This window comes from Streptomyces lothianensis, assembly GCF_047779955.1.
Taxonomy (GTDB): Bacteria; Actinomycetota; Actinomycetes; order Streptomycetales; family Streptomycetaceae; genus Streptomyces.
This window is the reverse complement of record NZ_JBLMKT010000099.1, coordinates 1-3,715: the sequence shown is the minus strand read 5'-3', so window position 1 is coordinate 3,715 and position 3,715 is coordinate 1. Positions and strand designations below refer to the sequence as shown.

General features: G+C 67.8%; 2 protein-coding genes and 2 pseudogenes. All 4 read right to left on the bottom strand.

The features are described 5' to 3' along the window. Window positions 1-305 (bottom strand): DUF4240 domain-containing protein (locus ACLF6P_RS29725; RefSeq protein ID WP_415954519.1); only part of this gene is annotated, 305 nt, incomplete at its 3' end. A 187-nt stretch (window positions 306-492) separates the two neighbouring features. Beyond that, entirely contained in the window at window positions 493-774 is a 282-nt protein-coding gene (locus ACLF6P_RS29720; protein WP_415954520.1) for a DNA-binding protein, read from the bottom strand. Beyond that, window positions 774-1,155: pseudogene (locus tag ACLF6P_RS29715) on the bottom strand (transposase); the annotation flags it as partial. The pseudogene ACLF6P_RS29715 and the gene ACLF6P_RS29720, both read right to left, overlap by 1 nt. A gap of 142 nt (window positions 1,156-1,297) precedes the next feature. Beyond that, window positions 1,298-2,377 (bottom strand): annotated as a pseudogene (locus tag ACLF6P_RS29710) (AAA family ATPase); the annotation flags it as partial. Between the last annotated feature and the right edge of the window lie 1,338 nt (window positions 2,378-3,715).

The window sequence follows — 3,715 nt, the reverse complement described above, 5'->3', positions numbered from 1 at the left end:
ATGTCGGGATGCTCTGCGAGATCGTCAGGGCAGCGCACCACACGCTCGTACCAGGTGCGGCCCAGGCCGATGATCCCGGCTTTGAAGTCCATGAAGGAGTCGTCCGAGCAGCCCCCGCCGATGAGGTAGCCGGCTGCCCACACGTCCCACCGGTCGATCGCCGTGTCCAGTCGGTCCATGCACGCCTCGAAGGCCAATACGTGCTCCTCGCCTTGCGCGGTCAGCAGATCGGTCAGTGCTGCGTGCAGCGGCGCATCAGCCGTGCGGGCGGCGTTGATGAGCTGCCAGAACGTGTCCGTGTCCATGGCAGGTGACTGTGCCACGCAGCACCGACATTGATGCTGATACTCAGGTTCCGGTGGTCGTGGCTCGGGCACTGACTGACGCCCTGCTGGGTTGTCCTCAAGCTGTTCCGTCCGGCCTCCGGAGCCTGTTCTCATGGCTCCGGCCGGACGGAACATGGAGCTATCGTCAAGACTTGTGGATCATCGATCAGAACCAGTTGATCGTGTCCTTCAGTAGGCGGGCGATCTTCGCGCGGGTTGTCGCGTTCGCTCGCCAGGTTTCTTCGGCTTGAACGCTGGCGATGGTGACTCCGGCCCGGCCTGCCGAGTTGTGCGCCGGTGTCATGTGGCCGTTGGCGATCAGCATACCGATCCGGGGCAGTGAGACGCCCAAGTGACGGGCGGCGTCCGGCTGGGATATCCAGGTATCGTCCTCGACCGTGGCAACGTTGAGCAGGGTGTAGCCGCGGTGCCGTCTGGGGTGGCGCATCACGCTGCCACCGTCTTCGGCCGCTCGACGAGGTATCCGTGTTCGAAGCGGGCTCCTGCGCGGACGAGGGCGACGAGGTGGGGTGCGTTCACGGCTCGCCAGCGGGCCTGGGCGGACTCGACGAGCTTGAAGACCATGGCCAGGGCTGCGGCGCCGAGGCCGGCGCCTTTGGTGACCTTGGTCCGCAGGCGGACGGTGGCGAAGGTCGACTCGATCGGATTTGTGGTGCGCAGGTGGATCCAGTGCTCGGCGGGGAAGTCGTAGAACGCCAGCAGCTCACCTTCGTCGTCGACGTTTTTTGACGGCCTTGGGGAACTTGGCGCCGTACTGCTTGGCGAACGTGGCGACGGCCTGGGCTGCGTGCTCCTTGTCCTCGGCGTTGCAGCCGAAGGTTCTGTTCAGCCTGGTGCAGGAGGTCGGTCCAGGCCTCCGACTCCGGCAGGTCGGTCAGGGTAACGGGCAGCAGTCGGCGGTGCGGGATCCGGGTGATCGACGAGGTCAGCTGACCGGATGCCTCGAGCCCCGCATAGACGAAGGTGACCGGCACGCTGTCGCACAGGGACAGGTAGTCCAGGACCTCGGCCATCGCCTCGCGCGAACGGCCGCCGGGGCCGCACAGGTGGTGCGCCTCGTCGATGACGACCATTCTGGTTCGGGCCCGTTCCAGAGCGTGGCTGGCTCGGTCCGCGAGGTCGGCCGTGGTCGGAGAGCCACGCAGCGGGGTGCCGAGGGAGCAGCGCACCAGCTCGGCCAGGAGCAGGCGCGGTGAAGTGGCGGGGGGTGCCAGGACGTGGACTGCGGCGGTCGCACCCGCCGCGGACGACAGCAAGGACTGTCCGGTGCAGCGCCATGCCACTTCGGCCAAGGCTGTGGTCTTGCCGCTGCCAGGAGGGCCGGACACCAACACCCCGTAACTGGTGCCTTCCGCAGCCTGGTTGAGGATCAGCACCTCCTCGACCCTGCGCACGGCGGCCGTGACATCGGGAGAGCGAAGACGCAGCTGCGCGTGATGAGTCAGCCGCTCGGACCCGTCAGCGAGCCGAGCAAGGCCTGATGACGGTCGCAGTGCATCAGGCGGGGGCGGCTGCTTCGTCGGCGTGGGCCGTGAGCTGTTCGAGGAGATGTTCAAGCTCTCGCGTACCACCGGAGCCCTCAGCCACCGATCGCCGGGAGCGTGTACCCAGACGTGACGCAGATCGTACGGGTCCCAACGCACCGGGAACTGCCGGCCGGCGCTGGTGGGCGACACCTTCTCACCGCGCAACGGGTCCAGGGCTGGAGAGTCGTAGGTGCGGCCTCCCAGACGCAGACCGGACCGTCCGATCCTTCTCGTGCTCGCTGGGAGCAGTTCCAGGAACTCGTTCGGAGGCAGAGGGGCCGGTATCCACCCGGCATCGGACACTGCGGTGGCGTACCGCTCCAGAGGCGTCCGCACCGCGCCCTCGGAACGGGGCGACAGGGGCACTTCGGAGTTGGGCCACACCCGCGTCACCCAGCTGTCCAGGAGTTCTTGCACCGTCTCCTGCGACCATCCGGCCGCGTGCGCGTCCTGGCCTGCGGGAGAGAGAAGGTAATCGGTGAACAGGGACGCGGCCTGTGCCATGGAGCGCTCGATCGGGTGGCGGACCGCTGGAGCCTGCCGCGCGTACTGGACATGAATCCCCAGCCTTACGCAGGCCCCGCGCAAGGTCCCGAGCCCGAGCCCGTCGTGGACGACAAGCGTCACAGGGCGTACGGGGGGCGAGCCCTCCGACGCGGTGGGGCCTGCGCCCCCCGCAGGTCCGTGTCCGCTGGGGTGCATCGTGAGCCAGTCGGCGCGTAGGTCGTGCGGTACGCACATCCGTGCCAACAGAGCGGCACCGATGGGAGTCTGCCAGGTGCCGCCGTGTACCACAGCGGCCAGCAGGAGCCTGGTCGCCTCGTCCATCGCGAACAGAACCTGTACGGGCTCCGGTTCTCGCTTGTCGCCATTGCCGCGCAGTGGAAGACGCACCACGTCCAGATGAACCCGCTCCCCCAGCCCGCGGGTGATGTTGCGATTGATTCTCCTGCGGCCAGGACCGTCGGCGAGGTCGGAGCGCAGCCGGTGGATGGCAGAGCGAGAGGGGGAGGAAATCTCGCCGCGGAAGATCGGATCAGCCAGCCGCCGGAGCACTTCGGCCCGCACCCGTTCGCTGCTCAGGCGGCCACCGGTATGCGATTCCACGATGTCCCGCACTGTCTCCACGATGCGGGGATGCAGGCGGGCACCAGGGGTCTCCCGCCGACCTGCCCGCCGGTCCACGAGCCCGGCCACCCCTTGGGCCTGATAGCGCTGCCGCTTGCGCCGCACCGTCCGGGCCGACGCCCCCGGCACTCCCATCCGGGAAAGCTCCTCGGCTTTGGCCCTCTCACGCTCGTCCAGGGAGTGGTGGCGCGGGTCGAACTCGGGGCGCGGCGTGGTACCGGCCGCCGCCCTCAGCGGTACGCCGCTGAGTACTTCGACGATATGGGGTTCCCACCAACGGGCCATGGCCAGTGCGTCCCCACCCTCTGGGGGTGGTCCTGGAGAGGAGCCGTGGGCGGAAGCGGGGCTCAGAGCGGCGAAGTCAGGGTGGAACAGCACGGTCAGGGCGTCAACACTGCATGACTCGTTGGCGGCGTTCACCAGCGTGAGCTGCTGGCCACGAAGCTCGTTGATCGTGTACGTGCCGCCGTCGAAACGGACATGGTCGCCGATGGTCAGCCGCTCGGGCCATGATCGTGCTTTCACCTCTGACTCCGGATGCGCAGGAGGTCACGCCGAACAGCCCGACACACGATCGTGTTTGCCGAACCCGGCCGGGTTTCGAATACGAAGGCCCACGTCGTGTTGTTCGGTGCGGCCAGGACACGAGCATCCTGCCCCATGAGCTGCACTGCGTTTGGTGGAGTCCCTGATGCCAGGGTTACGATCCTGGCG

Bases quoted from the DNA above. Each gene is read 5' to 3' on its own strand.
- ACLF6P_RS29720 (WP_415954520.1), bottom strand. From the start codon at position 774: ATGCGCCACCCCAGACGGCACCGCGGCTACACCCTGCTCAACGTTGCC.